Genomic DNA, 21343 nt, shown 5'->3' with positions numbered 1-21343 from the left:
CGCTCACCAGGTCACGGGCAGGGCCTCGGGCCCGCGGATCAACGCGCCCTTCTTGAAGGGCACGTCGGCCGGGTCCACCGCGAGGCGCAGCGTCGGGATCTGGTCGAGCAGCGCGTCGATCAGCAGTTCCGACTCCATCCGGGCGAGCATGCCGCCCGGGCAGTAGTGCGGTCCGAAGCCGAACGCCACATGCGGGTTGGGGCCACGGGCGAAGTCGATCGTCTCCGGGTCGGGGAAGACGTCCGGGTCGCGGTTGGCGGCCAGGTAGGACACGTAGACGGCGTCGCCCGCGCGGATGGTGTGCCCCTGGATGTCCACCTCCTCCCGGGCGATCCGGGACAGCCCGACGGCGTTGCGGTGCGGGATGTACCGCAGCAGCTCGTCGACGGCCTGGGGGCGGATCTCCGGCTCGGCGCGCAGCCGTTCGGCCAGTTCGGGGCGGGTGAGCAGGAGGTAGAACATCTGCCCGCTGTTGTTGGTGACCGCCTCCCCGCCGATCTGGAGGAGCACCGCGAGGCCCACCGCCTCCTGGAGCGTCACCTCCTCGCGCCCCACGGCGGCCCCGAGCAGCGAGGCCACGTCCTCGCCCGTGCTGCCCTCCCGCAGGCCGATGAGATCGGCGAAGTACGCGCCCATCTCCTCCTTGGCCTTCTCACTGACCTGCGCCCCGTTGGAGGAGGACAGGATGAGCTGGGTCCAGGTGTGCATGTCGTGCCGGTCGGCGGCGGGGACGCCCATCAGCTCGCAGATCACGGCGATGGGGAAGGGGCTCAGCACGGCCGCGGTGAGGTCGGCGGGCGGGCCGTCCTGGAGGAGTTCGTCGACGAGTTCGGTGAGCAGCTCCCGTGACCGCTCCCGTACCCGCTCCACGCCCCGGGCGGTGAAGGCGGACGCCACCGAGCGGCGCAGCCGGGTGTGGTCGGGCGGGTCGAGGAAGCCGACCGCGCCCCGGCTGGGGATGAAGTGCGGGGCGAGCCGGGTGACCTGCCGGTCCATGACCAGCTCACGGCTGAAGCGGGGGTCGTTGGTCACCAGGCGGACGTCGTCGTAGCGGGTGACCAGCCAGGCCCAGCCCTCGCCGTTGGGCAGCTGGATGCGGGTGACCGGGCCCTCGTCCATCAGCTGCCGCAGCACCGGGTCGAAGTCGGTGCCGGTCAGGTCGAGGGCGGGCCACTGCCGGACCGGGGGCGCGGTCTGAAGAATCGTTTCTTCGCTCATCTCAAGTCTTCTCGTCCGTGATCTGCCAGCGGCCCAGGGCCATCTCGGCGGTGATGCCGGGCCCGAACCCGGCCAGCAGCCCGCGCGCCCGCTCCTCGGCGCCGCCCTCGTCGAACAGCCGCCGCAGCGCGTCCAGGACGACGGCGCTGGCGATGTTCCCGTACTCGGTGAGGGTGGCCCGGCTGAAGCGGAAGGCGTGCGGGTCGACCTGGAGGAACTTGCTGAGGTCGTCGAGTATTCGGGGACCACCCGCGTGGATGATGTAGAAGTCCAGGTCGGACGCGTCCCACTGGTGCCGCCCGGCGAGTTCCTGGAGCGCCGGCGCGAGCGGTTCCATCGTCCCGGGCACCCGCTTGTCCAGCAGGAAGTGGAAACCGCTGGCGCGGACGTCGTAGGAGATCCAGTCCTCGGTCTTGGGGATCAGGTACGAGCCGTTGCGCTCCAGCCGGACGCCCGTGCCGCCCCGGCCCCGCACCACGGCGGCGGCGATCCCGTCGCCGAACAGCCCGTTGGACAGCAGCGAGCCGACGCCCACGTCCGTGGGCTGGTAGCACAGCGAGCAGAACTCGCAGGCCACGATCAGCGCGTTGGCCTCCGGGTAGGCCGTGCAGAAGTCGTGCGCCCGGTTGATCGCGGCGCCGCCGGCCGCGCAGCCCAGCTGGGCGATGGGGAGCTGGCGGGTGTCGCTGCCGAAGTCCATCTCGTTGATCAGCCAGGCCGTGAGCGAGGGCATCATGAAGCCCGTGCACGACACGTAGATGATCAGGTCGACGTCGCTGGTGAGCAGCTCGGCGTCGTCGAGGGCGCGCTGCACGACCGCCGGGACGCGGGCCTTGGCCTCGGCCTCGTAGAGCTTGTTGCGGTCCTCGAAGCCGGGGTGTTTCAGGGTCTCCTCGATGGGCTGCACGATGTGCCGGGTGCGTACTCCCGTGTTCGATATCAGCCTCAGGACGAGCGGGAGTTGGGGGTGGTCGGCGTGGCGGGAGCGCGCCAGGTCGAGCGTCTCCTCCATCGTGATCACGTGCTCTGGAACGGACACCGAGGGTCTGCACAAAGTCGCCATGAACCGTGCCTGCTTTCGCCGAAGGTGGTTCACCTCAAAGGTGCTTCACCCACGATCACCCGCATCGGCGACGATCTCGCGCGGGACTACTCCGTACAGGGGGTGAGCGGATGCCGCTCAAGGGGTGCGGGGAGCTGCGCGAGCAACCCATCACGACCCGCGCCCGGCGTCAAAGGGAAACCCGGACGGTGCTCACCCGCTGCTGTGGGCGATGCACGCCACATCGATCCGGTCGGCCAGCTTCGCCAGCTCGATCGTCAGCGCGGCCACCGTGTCCTCGTCGAGCCCGTCCTCCCCGGCCTCGACGAGGTGCAGCCACCGCCCGCCCACCGTGCGCAGCAATTTGCTCACGTCGGCCGCGGCCACCTGCAAGGTACCGCGGTCGTCGACGATCAGAGGCAGAGTCACTTCGCGGTTCACAAAGACGATCGTAGTCGCGGAAAGCTCACGCCCCGTGCCATACGGTGGTGATGTTGCAGAACTCGCGGATTCCGTGCCCGGACAGCTCACGCCCGTACCCCGACCGCTTCACCCCGCCGAACGGGAACGCCGGGTGGGACGCGGTCATCCCGTTGAAGTACACGCCCCCGGCCTCCAGGTCCCGTACGAACCGGTCGACCTCGGATTCGTCGCGGGTCCACACATTGGAACTGAGCCCGAACAGCGTGTCGTTGGCGATCAGCACGGCCTCGTCCAGGTCGCCCGCCCGGTACAGCGTGGCGACCGGCCCGAAGGCCTCCTCGCGGTGGATGCGCATCTCGCGGTCGATCCCGGCCAGCACGGTCGGCGGGTAGTACCAGCCGGGCCGGCCGGGGCGCTCCCCGCCGCACAGCACACTCGCGCCGCCGCGTACGGCGTCGTCCACCAGCTCCTCCAGATCGGCCCGGCCGCGCTCGCTGGACAGCGGCCCGATCTCGGTGTCCTCGTCCATCGGGTCGCCCATCACCAGCGCCTTCATGCCCTCGGTGAAACGCTCGGCGAAGGCGTCGTAGACATCGGTGTGGACGATGAACCGCTTGGCCGCGATGCAGGACTGCCCCGCGTTCTGGCAGCGCGCGTTCACCGCGACCTCGGCGGCCCGGTCCAGGTCGGCGGACGGCATCACGATGAACGGGTCGCTGCCGCCCAGCTCCAGCACCGTCTTCTTGATCATCTCCCCGGCGGTGGCGGCGACCGCGCGGCCCGCGGGCTCGCTGCCGGTGAGGGTGGCCGCCTTCACCCGCTCGTCCCGCAGGATCTCGTCGACCTCGCCGGAGCCGATCAGCAGGGTCTGGAAGGTGCCCTCGGTGAAGCCCGCCCGGTGGAAGAGGTCCTCCAGGTACAGGGCGGTCTGCGGGACGTTCGAGGCGTGCTTGAGCAGGCCCACGTTCCCCGCCATCAGCGCGGGCGCGGCGAACCGGATCACCTGCCACAGCGGGAAGTTCCACGGCATCACCGCCAGCACCGGGCCCACCGGCCGGTAGCGCACCAGGGCGCGGGTGGCGCCGGAGTCGCGCACATCGGCGTCGGCGGGCTCCTCGTCGGCGAGCAGCTCAGCGGCGTGGTCGGCGTACCAGCGCATCGCCTTGGCGCACTTGGCGGCCTCCGCGCGGGCCTGCTTGACCGGCTTGCCCATCTCGGTGGTGATGACCCGGGCGATGTCCTGCTGGTCCTCGTCGAGGAGGTCGGCGGCCCGGCGCAGCAGCGCGGCACGCTCGTCGAACCCGGTCGTCCGGTAGGTACGGAAGGTGGCCTCGGCGAGCTGGAGCCTGCGCTCGACCTCCTCCTCGCCCATGGCCTGGTACGTCTTGACTGTCTCGCCGTTCGCCGGGTTCACCGTCGCGATGGGCATGGCTGGACCTCCTGGGAGCGACTGTGCTTCGACCTTCGCGCGCGCCGATGCCCTCCGCAACGCGGGGACATCCCCTCAGGCCGAGTGCTCCGCCAGCCGGTCGAGAAACGCGCCCTGCGCCCTGACGATCACGTCCCTGGCCTCCGCCAGGGGGAACCAGCGCACCCGGTCCAGCTCCGGGAACTCCTCGATGCGCCCGGAGCGCGGCGGCCACTCCATGCGGAAGGTGCCCGGCGTGACCGCCGCCGGATCGAGGTCGCCCTCGACCGCCCACACCGTCACCAGCTTGCCGCCGGACTGCCGGACCTCGCCCAGCGGTACGGCCGCCCCGTCGGGCGGCGCCAGGCCCAGCTCCTCGGTGAACTCACGGCGGGCCGCGTCCCAGGCGGACTCGTCCGCCTCGTACTCGCCCTTCGGGACCGTCCATGCCCCGGCGTCCCGGCGGGCGAAGAACGGGCCGCCCATGTGACCGAGCAGCACCTCGAGGCCGTCGTCGCCGCACCGGAACAGCAGCAGGCCCGCGCTGCGCCTCACCGCAGCGCCTCCGGGTGCGCGGCGAGCAGGGTCTCCACGGTGTCGGCGTCCTCGGGGCGCTTGTCCTCGCGGTAGCGCACCACGCGGGCGAAGCGCAGGGTGACCCCGGCCGGGTAGCGGGAGGAGCGCTGGAGACCGTCGTAGGCGATCTCGACGACGAGTTCCGGGCGTACGGTCACCACGTGGCCGTCGGTGTCGACGGCCAGCTCCTTCAGCCGCTCGGTCTGCCACGTCAGCAGCTCGTCGGTCATGCCCTTGAAGGTCTTGCCGAGCATGGCGAAGGAGCCGTCCGCGGTGCGGGCGCCCAGGTGCAGGTTGGAGAGCTTGCCGGTGCGGCGGCCGTGGCCCCACTCGGCGGCCAGGACCACCAGGTCGAGGGTGTGCACGGGCTTGACCTTCAGCCAGGCCGCGCCGCGGCGTCCGGCGCTGTAGGGGGCGTCGAGGGCCTTGACGACGACACCCTCGTGGCCGCGCTCCAGGGTCTCGGCGAGGAAGCCCTCGGCGGCGGCCAGGTCGGCCGTCCCGGACACGACCGTGCGCCGGACCCGCATCGGCTCCGGGACCAGCCGGGCCAGCTCCGCGTGCCGCTCGGTCAGCGGCAGGTCCAGCAGATCGCGGCCGTCCACGGAGAGCGCGTCGAAGAAGACGGGGGAGACGGGGACCGCGCGGGCGGCCGTGGCCACGTCCACGCGGGAGCCGACGCGCCCGGCGGTCTCCTGGAACGAGCGGGGCCTGCCCTCCGCGTCGAACGCGATGACCTCGCCGTCCAGGATGAACCGCTCGCCCCTCAGCCCGAGCGCGGCCGAGGTCACCTCGGGCAGGCGGTCGGTGATGTCGTCCAGGGTGCGGGTGTACAGCCGTACGGTGCCGCCGTCGCGGTGCACCTGGACGCGGATGCCGTCGAGCTTCTCCTCGACCGCGCAGCCCTCCAGCCTGCCGACCGCCTCCGCCACCGAGGAGGCGCTGTGCGCCAGCATCGGCAGCACCGGACGGCCGACCGTGAGCCGGAACGCCTCCAGCGCCGCCGGGCCGTCCGCGAGCAGTGCCTGGGCCACGGTCTGGAGCGAGCCCGCCAGCATCACCGCACGCCGTACGTCCGCGGGCGGCGCCCCGGTCGCCTGCGCGAGACCCTCCACGGCCACCGCGTCCAGGGCGCCCTGCCGCACCTCGCCGGTGATCAGCCCCACCAGGAACCGCTGCTCCTCCTCGGTGGCCCGGCCCATCAGCTCGCCGGTCAGCCGGGCCCGCTCGGCCTGCGAACCGGTGCCGGAGACCGCGCCGAGCGCGGTGAGCCGCTCGTCCACCTCGCGCACGGTCAGGCTCGGCGCGTTCGCCGGGGGGACCCGGCGGCCCAGCACCTTCCAGCCGATGCCGAGCCGTCCCTGCGGCAGCCGTCCCGCCAGGTACGGGATGACCACCGGTACGTCGTCCGCGTCCGCGTCCCGGAACAACTCGGCGAGCAGGGCCGTCTTCCGGGACCGCGCGGACGTCGCGGCGACCTCCCGGGACACTTGGGCGAGCCGGGTGAGCAGCATGGAGTCAGGGTGCACCCGCCGGGCGGCCGTTACACCTCCAGCGCGGCGTCCAGGTCCGACATCAGCAGCTCGCCGTTGATGGTGGCCCCGGCCCGGTAGCCGCCGCTCGCCGCGTTCACCACCTGCTCGGCGAAGCCCATCGCGTTGCCCGCCGCCCACACCCCGGGCACGGTCGTCTTCCCGGTCGGGTCCACCACCGGGTACGCGCCGAAGGGCGTCTCGGTCAGCTCGGCGCCCAGCCGCTCCAGCAACCCGGTCCGGGGCACCGCACGCGGCGCGACGAACAGTACCGACCGCTCGTGCACCGTCCCGTCGGCCAGCCGTACGCCGGTCAGCCGGTCGTCGGTGGTCTCCAGGCCCGCGACCTCGCCGGGGACGACCTTCACCCCGGCCGCGGCGAGGCGGCGCAGCTCGTCGTCCGCCAGCTCCTCCTCCGCGATCCGGTGCAGGAACAGCGTCACGTCCTTGGACCACTGCGACACCATCAGCGCCTGGTGGACCGGCATCACGCTGCCCGCCAGCACCCCGAACGCCTGGTCGCGGACCTCCCAGCCGTGGCAGTACGGGCAGTGCAGCACGTCCCGGCCGAACCGCTCGGCGACGCCGGGCACGTCGGGCAGCTCGTCCTCCAGGCCGGTGGTGACCACCAGCCGCCGGGCGCGCACGGTCCGCCCGCCGGCCAGCGCGACGGCGAAGCCCTCGCCCGCGGTGACGTCCACCGCCTCGTCCCGGACCAGTTCGACGGCGTACCGCGCGATCTCCTCACGGCCCACGGCCAGGAACTCGGCCGGGGGCATGCCGTCGCGGGACAGATAGCCCTGCATATGGGCGGCGGGCGCGTTGCGCGGCTCACCCGCGTCGACCACCAGGGTCCGGCGCCGGGCCCGGCCCAGGACGAGGGCGGCGGACAGGCCCGCGGCCCCACCGCCCACCACTACGACTTCGTACTGATCCGTCTTCTCGGTCATGGTGACCACCTCCACGCACACCGTCGCGCGCCCGTCGAGCAATTGACAAATACGTTTGCCGAAACTGCAATGAAGACATGAGTACCGACGAAGTCCTGGCAGGCGTGGGCCCCCGGCTGCGGCAGTTGCGCAAGGAGCGGGAGGTGACGCTGACCTCGCTGTCCGAGACGACCGGCATCTCGGTGAGCACGCTCTCCCGGCTGGAGTCCGGACTGCGCAAGCCCAGTCTGGAGCTGCTGCTGCCGATCGCGCAGGCCCACGGGGTGGCGCTGGACGACCTGGTGGGCGCGCCGCCGGTGCGCGACCCGAGGGTGCGGTCCGAGCCGATCTGCCGCTACGGGCGCACCCACTGGCCGCTCACCCGCCAGCCCGGCGGGCTCCAGGCCTTCAAGGTGCTGGAGCCGCAGCAGGAGCGGGTGGTGGAGTTGCGCACGCACGAGGGGTACGAGTGGCTGTACGTGCTGTCCGGGAAGCTGCGGCTGGTCCTGGGCGACCACGACATCGTGCTCACGGCGGGGGAGGCCGCCGAGTTCGACACCCGGGTGCCGCACTGGTTCGGGTCGACCGGGGAGGGGCCCGCCGAGTTCCTGAGCCTGTTCGGGCCGCAGGGGGAGCGGATGCATGTGCGGGCGCGGCCCAAGCGGCGTGCCGAAGACGAGTGACCCCTCGCCTGTTCACAGGGCGGCAAGCGACCGCTTAGTATGCGAACCGACCCCGGTCAGACGAAGCAGTCCCCCGTGGAGGCCCCGCATGCAGGCATGGCAAGTGCACGAGAACGGCGAGCCGGGCGAGGTGATGCGCCTCGCCGAAGTGGCGCGGCCCACCCCCGGCGACGGCCAGGTCCTGCTGAAGGTGCGCGCCGCCAGCGTCAACTTCCCCGACGCCCTGATGTGCCGCGGCCACTACCAGGTCAAGCCGCCGCTGCCGTTCACCCCCGGGGTGGAGGTCTGCGGCGAGACCGAGGACGGCCGCCGGGTGATCGGCAACCCCGCGCTGCCGCACGGCGGCTTCGCCGAGTACGCCGTCGCGGACGCCGCCGGGCTCCGGGCCGCCCCGGAGACGCTGGACGACGCGGAGGCCGCCGCCCTGCACATCGGCTACCAGACCGGATGGTTCGCCCTGCACCGCAGGGCCCGCCTGGAACCCGGCGAGACCCTGCTGGTGCACGCCGCCGCGGGCGGGGTCGGCAGCGCCGCCGTGCAGCTCGGCAAGGCGGCCGGGGCCACCGTCATCGGGGTCGTCGGCGGCGCCGAGAAGGCCGCCGTCGCCCGGAAGCTGGGCTGTGACGTGGTGATCGACCGGCGTGCCGAGGACGTCGTCGCCGTGGTCAAGGAGGCCACCGGCGGACGGGGCGCCGACGTGATCTACGACCCCGTGGGCGGTGACGCCTACACCCAGTCCGCCAAGGTCGTCGCCTTCGAGGGCCGGATCGTGGTCGTCGGCTTCGCCAGCGGCACCATCCCCAGTCCCGGCCTCAACCACGCCCTGGTGAAGAACTACTCGATCCTCGGCCTGCACTGGGGCCTGTACAACACCAAGAACCCGGGGCTGGTCGAGGAGTGCCACCGGCAGCTCACCGAACTGGCCGCGCGCGGCGCCGTCAGGCCGCTGGTCAGCGAGCGGGTGCCGCTGGAGGGGGCCGCCACCGCCGTGCAGCGGGTGGCGGACGGGGTGACCACCGGCCGGATCGCCGTCGTGACGGAGGGAGCAGCATGACCGACGCAGCCGAACTGCGCCGCCGTACCCAGGAGTTCCTGGCCGCGCATCCGCCCGCCGGCACCGACCGCCTGGAGTTCCTGCGGGCCCGCTTCGACGCCGGGCTCGCCTGGGTGCACTTCCCCGAGGGCCTCGGCGGACTCGGCGCGCCCCGCACCCTCCAGGCCGTCGTGGACGCCGAACTGGAGGCCGCGGGCGCCCCCGACAACGACCCCCGGCGCATCGGCATCGGCCTCGGCATGGCCGCGCCGACGATCCTCCACTACGGCACCGAGGAGCAGAAGCGCAGCTATCTGCGCCCGCTGTGGACGGGCGAGGAGGTCTGGTGCCAGCTGTTCAGCGAACCCGGCGCCGGGTCCGACCTCGCCGCGCTCGGCACCCGCGCGGTCCGGGAGGGCGACGAGTGGGTCGTCAACGGGCAGAAGGTGTGGACATCCAGCGCCCATGTCGCCCGCTGGGCCATCCTCATCGCCCGCACCGACCCCGACGTGCCCAAGCACCGGGGCATCACCTACTTCCTCTGCGACATGACCGACCCCGGCGTCGAGGTCCGGCCGCTGCGGCAGATCACCGGCGAGGCCGAGTTCAACGAGGTCTTCCTCACCGACGTACGCATCCCCGACTCCCGGCGCCTCGGCGACGTCGGCGACGGCTGGCGGGTCGCGCAGACCACCCTCAACAACGAACGCGTCGCCATCGGCGGCATGCGGCTGCCCCGCGAGGGCGGCATGATCGGCCCCATCGCCGCCACCTGGCGCGAACGCCCCGAACTGCGTACCCACGACCTCCACCAGCGGCTGCTGAAGCTCTGGGTCGACGCCGAGGTCGCCCGCCTCACCGGCGAACGCCTGCGCCAGCAGCTCGCCGCCGGACACCCCGGGCCCGAGGGCGCCGGGATGAAGCTCGGCTTCGCCCGGCTCGCCCAGGAGATCAGCGGCCTGGAGGTCGAACTCCGCGGTGAGGAGGGCCTGTTGTACGACGACTGGACCATGCGCCGGCCGGACCAGGTCGACTTCACCGGCCGGGACGCCGGATACCGCTATCTGCGCGCCAAGGGCAACAGCATCGAGGGCGGGACCAGCGAGGTCCTGCTGAACATCGTGGCCGAGCGCGTCCTCGGGCTGCCCGCCGAGCCGCGCACCGACAAGGACGTCGCCTGGAAGGACCTCGCCCGATGAGCACACAGCCCGACCTGCTCTACACCGAGGAGGAAGAGGCCCTGCGCGCAGCCGTCCGCGATCTGCTCGCCGACCACTGCGACGCCGCCGGTGTCCTCGCCCGCGCCGAGTCGGACGAGCCGCACGACCGCGAGACCTGGAAGGCCCTCACCGACGGCATGGGCCTCGCCGGTCTGCTGGTGCCCGAGGCGCTCGGCGGTCAGGGCGCCACCCACCGCGAGGCCGCCGTCGTCCTGGAGGAACTGGGCCGCGCCGTCGCCCCCGTGCCCTACCTGACCAGCGCCGTCACCGCCACCGAGGCCCTGCTCGCCTGCGGCGCCGACGACCTGCTCACCGAGCTGGCCGCCGGCCGCCGCATCGGCGCCCTCGCCGTCGCCCTGCACCTCGCCCCGGGCGGGGCCTGGAAGACCGTACGCGCCGAGAACGGCACCCTGCGCGGGGAGTTGACCGGCATCGCGGACGCGGCCGTCGCGGACGTCCTGCTGGTGCCCGCGGACGACGGCGGGCTGTACGCCGTGGACGCCGACGCCGTGACCGTCACCCCGCAGGTGTCGCTCGACCTGACCCGGCCGTTGGCGACGGTCACCCTCGAGGGGGCGTCCGGGCGGCGGCTCGGCGACGCGGAACCCGCCGTGCGACGGGCGCTGCGCAGTGCCGCCGGGCTGCTCGCCTCCGAGCAGTTCGGCGTCGCGGAGTGGGCGCTGACCGAGACCGTGCGCTATCTGAAGGAGCGCAAGCAGTTCAACCGGCCCGTCGGCGGCTTCCAGGCGCTCAAGCACCGGCTCGCCCAGCTGTGGCTCGAGGTCGTCAACCTGCGGGCCGCCGCCCGCAACGCCGCCGACGCGCTGGCCACGGGCGCGGAGGCCGACCTGGCGGTGGCCGTCGCGCAGGCGTACGCGGCGCCGGTCGCGGTGCGCGCCGCCGAGGAGGCGCTGCAACTGCACGGCGGCATCGGGATGACCTGGGAGCACCCGGCGCACCTGTACCTGAAGCGCGCCAAGGCCGACTCGATCGCGTACGGCACGGCGGGCGCCCACCGGCAGGCCGTCGGTGAGCTGGTGGCCCTGCCGACTCCCTGACGTACACCGCTCGTTCAGCCGGGAAAGCCCGTCCCACCTGGGGCGGGCTTTCCCGTGCGCGCCGAGCGGCAGGGGTGAACTCATGGCGGCGGTCCAGCCAACTCCTGGCATGTACAGGCCTTTCGAGGGCCGAACGGCCGCATACTTCCTGCGTCCCGTCCGGCACCCCTCGGGAGGCAGACATGGCCCTCACCACCCGCCGCAGAGCCCTCACCACCCTCGGCGCCGCCCTCGCGGGCTCGTTCGCGCTGCCCGCCACCCAGGCCCTCGCGGGCGAGCGGGGCCGCGGCCCGCGCCCCCTGTGGCGGGCCCACGCCCACAACGACTACGAGCACCCGCGCCCCCTCCTCGACGCCCTCGACCACCGCTTCGGCAGCGTCGAGGCCGACATCTACCTGGTCGGCGACCAACTCCTCGTCGCCCACGACCCCGAGGACCTCGACCCGGCCCGCACCCTGGAGTCGCTCTACCTCGAACCGCTCGCCGCCCGGGTCCGCGCCGGACACGGCTGGATCTACCGCGGCCACCACCACCCCCTCCAGCTCCTGATCGACCTCAAGACCGAGGGCTCGGCCACCTACCTCGAACTCGACCGTCAGCTGCGGCGCTACAAGCACCTGTTCACCACCTACGCGCACGGCCGGGTGCGCCGCGGCCCGGTCACCGCCGTCATCTCCGGCGACCGCGCCGCCCGCGTCCCCATGGCGGCGCAGACCACGCGCCGCGCCTTCTACGACGGCCGCCTCGCCGACCTCGGCGGCCCCGCGCCCGCCTCGTTCATCTCGCTGATCAGCGACAACTGGACCAACCACTTCACCTGGCGGGGCGTCGGCGCGTTCCCCGCGGCCGAACGGGAGAAGCTGCACGCCATCACCGGCACGGCGCACGCACGTGGCCAGCAGGTGCGGTTCTGGGCGACCCCCGACCTGCCGGGGCCGGAGCGCGACGCGCTGTGGACGGAACTGCTCGCCGCCGACGTCGACTACCTCAACACCGACGACCTCGCGGGCCTTGAGGCCTTCCTCGACGCCCACCGGGCGCTCTGACGGTCCGCGGCAAGACCACACGATCGGAGGACAGGTCAGCCGCCCGGACGAACCCCCCGCTACGCCACACTTGCGGCCGAACGCCGTGAACCGGAAGTGCGGCGTGGCGGAGGAGTGTGACGATGGCCGTTTCCATCTCTGTGGTGCTGCTGCTCCTGGTCCTGGCGGTGATCTTCGTACGCAACGGCGGGCTGAAGTTCTCGCACGCCCTGGTGTGCCTGCTGCTCGGCTTCTACCTGGCCGGCACCAGCGTCGCCCCCACCATCAGCAGCGGCCTCACGGCGACCGCCGACCTGGTCAGCAGTCTGCGCCCCTGAGGCCGCCGCCCGGTCGCTTCAGGGCGTCGAGAACACCCCGATGCCGTTCGGCACGGGCCGTTCCGTGCCGTCGGAGGGGTTGTTGCGCACCGTCACCCGCGCCGCGCCCGGCTCCCGCGCGACGAGCGCCGACGAGCCGCCGCCGTCCAGGCTGAACGCGTCGGCCGACCCCAGCTGCCGCATCACGTCAGCCAGTTCGGCGACCGTCAGACCGGTGCGGTACGCGGGCGCCCCGTCCACCGCGAGCAGCAGCAGCCCGCGTCCGCCGCGGAAGACCCCGGCGGCGGTGCGCACGGCCGGGGTGGCGTCGCTCAGCCCCGGCAGCGGCTGACCGTCCACCAGGACCGGATAGCCGCCGACGGCGAAGCGGTACGGCACCCGGCTCGCGGACGCCACCAGCCGGTACCCCACCCGCACGGGCTCTCCCTCGGACAGCTTCCGCAGCCGCTGCGCGCCCGCCTCCCGGCCGACCAGCACCGTCGTCCCGGCACCGATGGGCCCGCCGCCCGGAGTGCCGGAGGCCGACACGACCCGGCCGCCGCGCACCGTCACCTCGTAGGTGTCCGTGCTGCACGGCGCGGCCCGGTCGGTGTCCGTGCCGCAGGTGGCGCGCACCCGGGAGGCGCCGCCCCACGCCGACGTGAACGCGCCGACCGAACCCTCCGGCAGCGCGTACTGGTTGAGCCCGCCCAGCGGCAGCGCACCCTGCGGGGTGCGCACGGTGCCGTCCAGCGTCAGCCGGTCCAGCCGGGCCCGCCGGTCGTCCCCCACACCGATGACGTCCCGGGCGCTGGTGCCGGGCGGCAACGCCGGGCCGAAGCGCTGGGCGTCGGGCACCGCGCCCTTGAGCGCCCGACCGGCCGCGATCGCCGGACCGGAACTCGCGCCGGTCGCCTCGACACCCGGGTGCTGCACCTCGGTGATGTTGAAGAAGTCCCCGTTGACACCCGCGACCGCGCCCGCGCCGTCGGCCAGCGACGACACCGTGGCCCGCGCCGCCACCGTCCCCGGGTACAGCAGGCCGAGACGCACCCGGGGGTCGCTCACATCGACCCGGAGCACATGCACACGCGTCGGCCCGCCGACCGCGGCCACGTCGAACCGCTCGTAGCGCACACCCGGCGCCACCTGGGTGCCGCCGTCCACGGCGGCGGCCGGGGCCGCCCCCACCAGGCCGGCCCCGGCCAGCGCGCCGAGAGCCGTCAGCAACGCCAGCAGTCCCCTGCCCGTCACAGTCCCCCCTGAGGGTCCGTCAACCGTCCTGGTCACAGGGAGAAGTGCAGCAGACGGCGGTGGACCGCGGCGGTGCCACGCGCCGAACCACGCACGAACGGAGGGCTACGAGGGCCCGTTCACCGCTCCGCGTCGTGATCGGCCCGAGGGGTGTCCGCCCCGGGCAGCGGTGTGCCGTCCTCGGCGAGCCGGTCGGCGAGTTCGTCACGCACCAGCGGACGGCGGTCGAGATCACCGATCCGGTACGCGGTGCGGCCGATGATCTGGCTGGTCACCGGGGCGGTGAGCATCTGGAACACCGCGACCAGCACCAGCACGGGCGCGTGCCGGGCCGGAAGCTGCACGGCCGCCCCCAGCAGCACCAGCAGCAGACCGAGCGTCTGCGCCTTGGCCGCGGCGTGCAGTCTGCTCCCGGTGTCCGGGAACCGCAGCAGGCCCACCGCGCCGAGCAGACAGAACAGGGCACCGGCCGGGAACAGCACCGCGGTCACCACGTCCCGGACGACGCTCACCGCATGCCCTCCCGCTTCTCCACCAGGTGCGCCGCCGTCACCGAGCCGATGAACGCCAGCAGCGTCAGCACCACCAGCGCGGGCACGGGAGTGGCGTCCGCACGCAGGACCATGCCGACCGCCGTCCCCGCGACGACCAGCGTCACGACCACGTCCAGCGCCATGACCCGGTCCAGCGCGCTCGGACCGCGCACCAGCCGCACCAGCGTCAGCAGGGCGGCCGCCGACAGCAGGCCCAGGGTGACGGCGTACAGCGTGTTCATCGTCGGTTCCCTCCGGAGTCTCGGGTGCCGTCGGAGCGGCCCATGGCCCGCGCGACCGTGCGCTCCACCGACCGGACCTCTTCCCTGCGCAGTTCGACGCCGCGCGCGTCGCGGACCGGCAGGGCGTGCACGTACAGGCGCCGCCGTCGCCGGTCGATCTCCATCACCAGCGTCCCGGGAGACATCGTGGCGACCTCGGCGACGGCCGTGATCAGCAGATCGTCGTCGGCCCGCAGCGGCACCTCCACGATCGCGGCGCTGGTCCGGGGCCCGTGCCGTACCGCCTGCCAGGCGACCACGACGCCCGAGCCGACCAGATCCGCCAACAGCCGCACCAGCAGCCGTACTCCGGCCAGCGGCCGGGGCAGCCACCCCGGCACCGCCGGCAGCGGGAACACCGCCACCACCACGACCGCGACGACCGCGCCGCCGACCAGCACCCGCGGGCCGAGCGACCCCCACAGCATGATCCACAGCAGCCACAGCCAGCCCACCATCGGCAGGTGCCGTCCCACCCGGCGCAGTCCCGCGGCGCCGCTCATCGCTCCCCCTCGCCCAGGACGACGGACCGGTACGCCTGCGGACTGATCAGATCGTGCGCCGCCCGCTCGGCGAGCCGGGCCAGCGGCCCCGCGCCGACCGTGATCACCAGCCCCGCCGCCGTCACCCCGGCCGCGGAGACCAGCATCAGCCACGCCCCGCGCGTGCGCACCGACGGCCCACGCTCCGGACGCGGCGGCTTCATGAAACCGGCCGTCCACACCCGGGTCATGGCGTACAGGGTCAGCGCGCTGGTGAGCACGGCTGCCCCGAGCAGGGCGTACGACACCGCCCCGCCGTCATCGGCACCGGCCTCCAGCAGCGCCAGCTTGGCCACGAAACCGGAGAACGGCGGAATGCCCGCCAGACTCATCGCCGGAAGCGCGAACAGTACGGCGACCAGCGCGCCCGGCGCCGGCCGCCCCGCCATCCTGGACAGGGACGCCGTGTCGGAGCGGCGCACCATCAGGTCCGCGACGAGGAACAGCGCCGCCTGGGCGACGATGTGGTGGACGACGTACAGGATGGTGCCGGTCAGGCCGCGCACGTCGAACAGGGCGAGACCGAACAGCATGAAACCGATGTGGCTGACCAGGGTGAAGGACAGCAGCCGGTTGAGGTCGTCCTGCGCGAGGGCGCCCAGGATGCCCGTCAGCAGGGTCGCGATCGCCACCCAGGCCAGCAGCGGCCACGGCCCGTCGCGCGGGAACAGCAGCGTCTCCGTGCGCAGCACGGCGTACACGCCGACCTTCGTCAGCAGCGCGGCGAACACCGCGGTGATCGGCGCGGGCGCGGTGGGGTAGCTGTCGGGGAGCCAGAAATGCAGCGGCACCAGCGCCGTCTTGATGCCGAGGACCGTCAGCGTGAGCAGCGCCAGCGCACCGCTCAGCCCGTCGTCCAGCTCCGCCAGCCGCGGGCCGAGCTGCGCCAGCGTGACCGTGCCGGTGGCCGCGTACACCAGCGCGATCAGAGTGATGAACAGCAGCGACGAGGTCAGGCTGACGATGGTGTACGTCATGCCCGCGCGGGTGCGGTCCCGGTCGGCGTCCAGCGTGATCAGCACGTACGACGCCGCCAGCATCGTCTCGAAGGCGACGAACAGGTTGAACAGGTCACCGGAGAGGTAGGCCAGGCCGACGCCCGCGACGAGCACCAGGTACGCCGGGTGGAAGACGCGCGCGGTACGGCGGCGGTGCTCCGCGGTGCCCTGGCCCACGGCGAAGCCCAGGACCGCCAGCGACACCAGCGCGGAGACGCTGAGCAGCAGCGCCGACAGCCGGTCGGCGACCAGGGTGATGCCGAGCGGCGCGGGCCAGCCGCCCATGTGCACGGCCTGCGGCCCGTCCCGGTCGGCCAGCACCAGCAGCGCCAGCGCGTCGGCGAGGACCACGGTGAGCACCACACCGCTGAGCGCCCGCACCGCCGCCCGGTGCGGCCCGAGCAGCGACAGCCCGGCGCCGCACAGCGGCAGCAGCACCGGCAGCGCCAGCATCGTCGCCCTCACCGGTCCTCCTCCCGTGACACCGAACCGGCGCGGTCGTCGTGCCGGGCATGCCCGGCACGCTCGGCGAACGTGCCGATGCGCCGGTCCTCCACGTCGTCGCGCACCTCGTCGTTGCCCCACAGCCGCCACGAGCGGTACGCCAGCGCCGTCAGGAACGCGGTGAGGGCGAACGTGATCACGATCGACGTCAGCGCCATGGCCTGGGGCAGCGGATCCGCGTACCGCGAGGGGTCCGCCGCCTTGCCGTCCGTCACCGGGGGCCGCCCCGGCGTACCGCCCGCGACCAGCAGCAACAGGTTGGTTCCGTGGCCGAGGACGATGAACCCGAGGACGATCCGCATCAGCGAGCGTTGCAGCATCAGGTAGAACCCCACGGCGAACAGACCGCCGACCACGACGGACAGGGTGACGTCGATGGTGTTCACCCGGTGGCTCCCTTCGTCGTCTCCTTCTCGGGTGCCGGAGCCCGGCCCAGTGACACGCCCGCGGCCGACAGCAGCTTCAGCGTCACCCCGACGACCACCAGATAGACGCCGATGTCGAAGAGGAGACTGGTCGCGAACTTCACGGTGCCCAGCAGCGGCGGATGGAACGTCAGCACCGTGCTCTCCAGCGGCGCGCCCCCGACGAGCGGCGGGAACAGCCCGACACCGGACGCGAGCAGCAGACCCGAACCCGCGACCACGCCCGAGTGCACCCGCACCGCGGCGCCCAGATCGGCCCGGCCGCCCACCAGATAGCGCAGCACGAACGCCTGACCCGCCACCAGACCGGCCGCGAAGCCGCCGCCGGGGTCGTAGTGGCCGGAGAACAGCAGGAACAGGGAGAGCACCAGGATCGACGGGAACAGCAGCCGGGTCACCACCTCCAGCAGCACCGAACGTTCACCGCCGGGCCGCTCCTTGGCCCCGGGCAGCCAGGTCCCGGCGGGCTCGTCCCAGTGCGCGGTGGGAAAGGCATCCCGCCGGGCTTCCGAGGGCATCCGGGCCCGGCCCCGGCCCGGCACCCGCACCAGGCTCACCACACCGACCGCCGCCACCAGCAGCACCGAGATCTCGCCCAGGGTGTCCAGGGCGCGGAAGTCGACGAGGATCGCGTTCACCACGTTGTGGGCGCCCGCCTCCTCGGCGCGCCGCACGTGCTCACCGGAGACGGCGGGCGCCCTGCGCGCAGAGGACGCCGCCAGCGCGAAGCAGATGACGAACACCCCGACCGCGCAGGCCGCCGCCGCGCGCAGCAGCCGCGCCCGGGTCCGTGTCCGGCCGGGGCTGAACCGCGACGGCATCCGCCGCAGCACCAGCACCACCACGACCAGCGTCATCGTCTCCACCAGCAGTTGGGTGAGCGCCAGGTCCGGCGCCCCGCGCACCAGGAAGATCCCCGCCACGCCGTAGCCGACGGCACCCGCCAGCAGAACACCGGTCAGCCGGTGCCGCGCGGCCACCACCGCCGCGGCCGAGGCCAGCACCAGCACCCCGAGCACCGGCTCCACCGGTGACCACCACGCCGACGGTGAGCCCAGCGTCGGCGCCGCCGCGGCCAGCGCCACCCCGGGCACCAGGACCACCGTCGCCAGCAGCACCGTCAGATAGACCGGCAGCGACCCGACCTGGGTGCGGCCGGTGACGGCGACCGCCACCCGGTCCACACCGGCGACGGCACGGTCGTACAGCCGCTGCGCGTCCGGGAGGCTCGGCAGCCGTCCCGCGGAGCCGTACGGCAGCCGCCGCAGCCACGCGTGCAGCAGACCGCCGAGCAGCAGCGCCAGCGCCGACAGCCCCAGTACCGCCGTGAACCCGTGCCACAGCGCCAGTTCGTACGGGCCGTCAGGACCCGGCGGGAAGACGTCGGCGTACGCCTCCGCGACGGCCGCCGTCCCCGGGTACCAGACCCCGAGGACGAGACCCGCCCCCGACAGCACGGCCACCGGCGCGAGGAACCGGGGCTCCGGCCGCTCCGCCCGCTCGACGACCTCCGCGGGCGGCCCGCCGAAGGCGCCCCGCACGAACCGCGCGCTGTACGCCACCGTCAGCGCGAAGCCCACCACCAGCGTCGCCGTCAGCCAGCCCTGGGCGGCCAGCTCACCGCCGTGCCAGAACGCCTCGATGGCGGCCTCATGGCTCAGATAGCCGACGAGCGGCGGCAGCCCCGCCATGGACGCCGCCGCGAGCACGGCCACCGCGCACAGCATCGGCATACGACGGCCCAGACCCGACAGTTCGCGCACGTCCCGGGTGCCGGTGCGGTGGTCCACGATGCCCACCGACAGGAACAGCGCCGACTTGAACGCGGCGTGCGCCGTCAGCAGCACCGTCCCCGCGATCGCCGCGGTCCGCGTCCCCGCGCCCAGCAGGGCGGTGAGCAGACCCAGTTCGCTGATCGTGCCGTAGGCCAGCAGCAGCTTCAGGTCCAGCGCGCGCAGCGCCCGCCACGCCGCCAGCACCATCGTCGTCAGCCCCACCCCGAGCACCATCGGCCGCCACGGAGCGACCTCGGCCAGCCCGGGCGCCAGCCGGGCCACCAGATAGACCCCCGCCTTCACCATCGCCGCCGCGTGCAGATAGGCGCTCACCGGCGTCGGCGCCACCATCGCCGCGGGCAGCCAGCCGTGCAGCGGCAACTGCGCCGACTTGGCGAACGCCCCGATCAGCACCAGCACCACGGCCGCGGTGACCGTGCCGCCGTGCGGCGGGTCCGCGACGATCGCGGAGATCCGCGCAGTACCCGCCGCCCGCGCCAGCAGCACGAAGCCCAGCAGCATCACCAGGCCGCCGGCCGTCGTCACCAGCAGCGCCTGCCGGGCCGCCCGCCGCTCCGCCGCCGACTCGCCGTGCCCGGCGATCAGCAGGAACGACACCACCGTGGTCAGTTCCCAGAAGACGTAGAGGACGAAGAGGTTGTCGGACAGCACCAGGCCCGCCATCACCCCCGCGAACAGCAGGAGCAGCGCCGCCAGCCGTCCGGCGTCCCGCTCCACGTAGTACCGGCAGTACAGCAGCACCAGCGCCCCGACCCCGGCGACGATCCACAGCATCAGCAGGGACAGCGCGTCCAGCCGCAGATCCACGGTGAGTCCCAGCGACGGCGCCCAGGCCAGCGACTCGGTGTGGACCTCACCGTCCAGCACCCCGCCCGTCAGGGCACCCGCCCAGACCACCACCGCCAGCGGCACCAGCGCGGCCACCGCCCACACCGAGCCGCCGAGCCGCCGCCGCCCCCACCAGATCGCCACCGCGACCACGGCGTGGGCGGCCAGCAGGAACAGCACGACAGCACCAACCCCTCCGCGGCGAACCGCTCGTCCCTGCCCGGCCTACGCGGGGGATCTACCACCCGCGACGCGGCCGGGTGCCCGGCGCGGCGGAAAATGAACCCTTTGCCGCGACATCGCCCGCGCAATCGGCCCTGCCCGGCGTGTTCCACGAGCGGCCCGGGGCACTGGAGGACGATGGAGGCCGCGCACAGCACTACGGAGGGGCCCGTGGACCACCAGGTGGACGCACCGCCGTCGGACCCGCGCCGCCGGGTCCCGCGCACCGACGCCCTGCTGCGCGACCCACGGCTGCGCGAGGCGGCGGCCCGGCTCGGCGAGACGCCCGTGAAGTCGGCGGTCCGGCAGGCCCAGGAGCGGGCGCGACGGGGCGCCGTCACACCGGAGGAGGTGGCCGACACGGCGGTCGCCCTGCTGCCGCGCACCGCCGGCGGACTGCGCCCCGTCGTCAACGCCACCGGTGTGCTGCTGCACACCAACCTCGGCCGCGCCCCGCTGTCCGCCGCCGCCCGCCGGGCCGTGGCCGAGGCCGCCGGACCCACCGACGTCGAACTCGACCTGACCACCGGCGTACGCGCCCGGCGCGGCCGTACCGCACTGGCCGCCCTGCGCGAGCGGGTGCCGTCCGCCGAGGCCGCGCACGTGGTCAACAACGGCGCCGCCGCCCTGGTGCTGGCCGCCACCGCGCTCGCCGCCGGACGGGAGATCATCGTCGGCCGCGGTGAACTCGTGGAGATCGGGGACGGCTTCCGGCTGCCGGACCTGCTGGTCTCCACCGGGGCCCGGCTGCGCGAGGTCGGCACCACCAACCGCACCACACCCGCCGACTACGCCGCCGCCGTCGGGGAGCGGACCGCCTTCGTGCTCAAGGTGCACCCCTCCAACTTCCGGATCACCGGCTTCACCCGCGCCGCCGACATCACCGAACTCGTCCCGCTGGGCGTCCCCGTCGTCGTCGACATCGGCTCCGGCCTGCTCGCCCCGCACCCCCTGCTGCCCGGGGAACCCGACGCGCAGACCCAACTGCGCGCCGGGGCCGCCCTGGTCACCGCCAGCGGCGACAAACTCCTCGGCGGTCCGCAGTGCGGCCTCCTCCTCGGCGCACAGGACGTCGTGGGCACCCTGGCCCGGCATCCGCTGGCCCGCGCCCTGCGCGTGGACAAGCTGACCCTGGCCGCCCTGGAGGCCACCCTCACCGGGCCCGGCACCCCGACCGGGGAGGCGCTGACCGCCGACCCGGCGCGGCTGCGGCAGCGCGCCGAACGGCTCGCCCACGCGCTCACGGAGGACGGCGTCGACGCCCACGCCGTCGACAGCGAGGCCACCGTCGGCGGCGGGGGAGCGCCCGGCGTCACCCTGCCCAGCGCCGCGCTGTCGCTGCCCGAGCGGTACGCCGCCGCCCTGCGCGCCGGGACGGACCCCGTGGTGGGACGGCTGGCGAGCGGGCGCTGCCTGCTCGACCTGCGGACCGTGCCCGAAGCGGACGACGAACGGCTGGCCGCCGCAGTGCGGTCGGCGGCCGGGAGGTAGCCGTC

The 21343-nt window shown here is 73.7% G+C and carries 21 protein-coding genes; 7 read left to right on the top strand and 14 right to left on the bottom strand.

Features of this window, described 5'->3' with window-relative positions; all coding sequences use genetic code 11:
- Window positions 1-3: 3 nt before the first annotated feature.
- The 7 genes from KBY47_RS05910 to KBY47_RS05880 all read right to left on the bottom strand — a co-directional run bounded on the left by KBY47_RS05910 (window position 4) and on the right by KBY47_RS05880 (window position 7149).
- Entirely contained in the window at window positions 4-1218 is a 1215-nt protein-coding gene (locus tag KBY47_RS05910) for a cytochrome P450 (protein WP_210919847.1), read from the bottom strand.
- A gap of 1 nt (window position 1219) precedes the next feature.
- On the bottom strand, window positions 1220-2314 hold the full coding sequence (locus KBY47_RS05905; protein ID WP_308405058.1) for a type III polyketide synthase: 1095 nt from the start codon (window positions 2312-2314) through the stop codon (window positions 1220-1222).
- A gap of 159 nt (window positions 2315-2473) precedes the next feature.
- Window positions 2474-2701 (bottom strand): DUF6213 family protein, encoded by a 228-nt coding sequence (locus tag KBY47_RS05900; RefSeq protein ID WP_210919845.1) that lies wholly within the window; start codon window positions 2699-2701, stop codon window positions 2474-2476.
- Window positions 2702-2726: 25 nt separating this feature from the next.
- A complete protein-coding gene (locus KBY47_RS05895; protein WP_210919844.1) occupies window positions 2727-4112 on the bottom strand; it encodes an NADP-dependent succinic semialdehyde dehydrogenase in 1386 nt (461 codons plus the stop codon).
- Between the two features lie 75 nt (window positions 4113-4187).
- Window positions 4188-4646, bottom strand: coding sequence for an NUDIX domain-containing protein (locus tag KBY47_RS05890; protein ID WP_210919843.1), 459 nt, complete (start codon window positions 4644-4646; stop codon window positions 4188-4190).
- Window positions 4643-6181, bottom strand: a complete 1539-nt coding sequence (locus KBY47_RS05885) for an ATP-dependent DNA ligase (RefSeq protein ID WP_210919842.1) — start codon at window positions 6179-6181, stop codon at window positions 4643-4645. Before KBY47_RS05885 ends, KBY47_RS05890 begins: the two co-directional genes overlap by 4 nt.
- A gap of 29 nt (window positions 6182-6210) precedes the next feature.
- A complete protein-coding gene (locus KBY47_RS05880) occupies window positions 6211-7149 on the bottom strand; it encodes an NAD(P)/FAD-dependent oxidoreductase (protein WP_210919841.1) in 939 nt (312 codons plus the stop codon).
- Window positions 7150-7226: 77 nt separating this feature from the next.
- On the opposite strand from KBY47_RS05880, the gene KBY47_RS05875 reads away from it, so the two are divergent.
- The 6 genes from KBY47_RS05875 (at window position 7227) to KBY47_RS05850 (ending at window position 12485) form a co-directional block, all read left to right on the top strand.
- Window positions 7227-7811, top strand: a complete 585-nt coding sequence (locus KBY47_RS05875) for a helix-turn-helix domain-containing protein (RefSeq protein WP_210919840.1) — start codon at window positions 7227-7229, stop codon at window positions 7809-7811.
- Window positions 7812-7899: 88 nt separating this feature from the next.
- Window positions 7900-8865 carry an NADPH:quinone oxidoreductase family protein gene (locus KBY47_RS05870; RefSeq protein ID WP_210919839.1) on the top strand — a complete coding sequence of 322 codons (966 nt, stop codon included), beginning with the start codon at window positions 7900-7902 and terminating at the stop codon, window positions 8863-8865.
- Window positions 8862-10043, top strand: a complete 1182-nt coding sequence (locus KBY47_RS05865) for an acyl-CoA dehydrogenase family protein (protein ID WP_210919838.1) — start codon at window positions 8862-8864, stop codon at window positions 10041-10043. Before KBY47_RS05870 ends, KBY47_RS05865 begins: the two co-directional genes overlap by 4 nt.
- Window positions 10040-11122 carry an acyl-CoA dehydrogenase family protein gene (locus tag KBY47_RS05860; protein WP_210919837.1) on the top strand — a complete coding sequence of 361 codons (1083 nt, stop codon included), beginning with the start codon at window positions 10040-10042 and terminating at the stop codon, window positions 11120-11122. Before KBY47_RS05865 ends, KBY47_RS05860 begins: the two co-directional genes overlap by 4 nt.
- Window positions 11123-11304: 182 nt before the next feature.
- The gene (locus KBY47_RS05855; RefSeq protein WP_210919836.1) at window positions 11305-12168 is read left to right on the top strand and encodes a phosphatidylinositol-specific phospholipase C/glycerophosphodiester phosphodiesterase family protein; all 864 of its coding nucleotides are present in this window, start codon (window positions 11305-11307) and stop codon (window positions 12166-12168) included.
- 122 nt (window positions 12169-12290) lie between these two features.
- Entirely contained in the window at window positions 12291-12485 is a 195-nt protein-coding gene (locus KBY47_RS05850; protein WP_210919835.1) for a hypothetical protein, read from the top strand.
- Between the two features lie 18 nt (window positions 12486-12503).
- On the opposite strand, the gene KBY47_RS05845 is transcribed toward KBY47_RS05850, so the two are convergent.
- The 7 genes from KBY47_RS05845 to KBY47_RS05815 form a co-directional block, all read right to left on the bottom strand.
- Window positions 12504-13718 carry a phosphodiester glycosidase family protein gene (locus KBY47_RS05845; protein ID WP_308405057.1) on the bottom strand — a complete coding sequence of 405 codons (1215 nt, stop codon included), beginning with the start codon at window positions 13716-13718 and terminating at the stop codon, window positions 12504-12506.
- 119 nt (window positions 13719-13837) lie between these two features.
- On the bottom strand, window positions 13838-14230 hold the full coding sequence (mnhG, locus tag KBY47_RS05840) for a monovalent cation/H(+) antiporter subunit G (RefSeq protein ID WP_210919834.1): 393 nt from the start codon (window positions 14228-14230) through the stop codon (window positions 13838-13840).
- Window positions 14227-14493 (bottom strand): monovalent cation/H+ antiporter complex subunit F, encoded by a 267-nt coding sequence (locus KBY47_RS05835; protein ID WP_210919833.1) that lies wholly within the window; start codon window positions 14491-14493, stop codon window positions 14227-14229. The genes mnhG and KBY47_RS05835 overlap by 4 nt, the downstream gene beginning before the upstream one ends.
- Complete coding sequence (locus KBY47_RS05830) at window positions 14490-15035, bottom strand: Na+/H+ antiporter subunit E (protein ID WP_210919832.1); 546 nt, start codon at window positions 15033-15035, stop codon at window positions 14490-14492. Before KBY47_RS05830 ends, KBY47_RS05835 begins: the two co-directional genes overlap by 4 nt.
- Window positions 15032-16525, bottom strand: coding sequence for a Na+/H+ antiporter subunit D (locus KBY47_RS05825; RefSeq protein WP_247694300.1), 1494 nt, complete (start codon window positions 16523-16525; stop codon window positions 15032-15034). The genes KBY47_RS05830 and KBY47_RS05825 overlap by 4 nt, the downstream gene beginning before the upstream one ends.
- 8 nt (window positions 16526-16533) lie before the next feature.
- Window positions 16534-16962 (bottom strand): Na(+)/H(+) antiporter subunit C, encoded by a 429-nt coding sequence (locus KBY47_RS05820; protein ID WP_210919830.1) that lies wholly within the window; start codon window positions 16960-16962, stop codon window positions 16534-16536.
- Window positions 16959-19805 (bottom strand): Na+/H+ antiporter subunit A, encoded by a 2847-nt coding sequence (locus KBY47_RS05815; protein WP_210919829.1) that lies wholly within the window; start codon window positions 19803-19805, stop codon window positions 16959-16961. The genes KBY47_RS05820 and KBY47_RS05815 overlap by 4 nt, the downstream gene beginning before the upstream one ends.
- 180 nt (window positions 19806-19985) lie before the next feature.
- On the opposite strand from KBY47_RS05815, the gene selA reads away from it, so the two are divergent.
- Window positions 19986-21338 carry an L-seryl-tRNA(Sec) selenium transferase gene (gene selA, locus KBY47_RS05810; protein WP_210919828.1) on the top strand — a complete coding sequence of 451 codons (1353 nt, stop codon included), beginning with the start codon at window positions 19986-19988 and terminating at the stop codon, window positions 21336-21338.
- Window positions 21339-21343: the final 5 nt, after the last annotated feature.

The organism is Streptomyces sp. B93 (genome assembly GCF_018070565.1).
GTDB lineage: Bacteria > Actinomycetota > Actinomycetes > Streptomycetales > Streptomycetaceae > Streptomyces.
The sequence above is the reverse complement of the archived record's forward strand: the minus strand, read 5'-3'. Positions and strand labels throughout refer to the sequence as shown.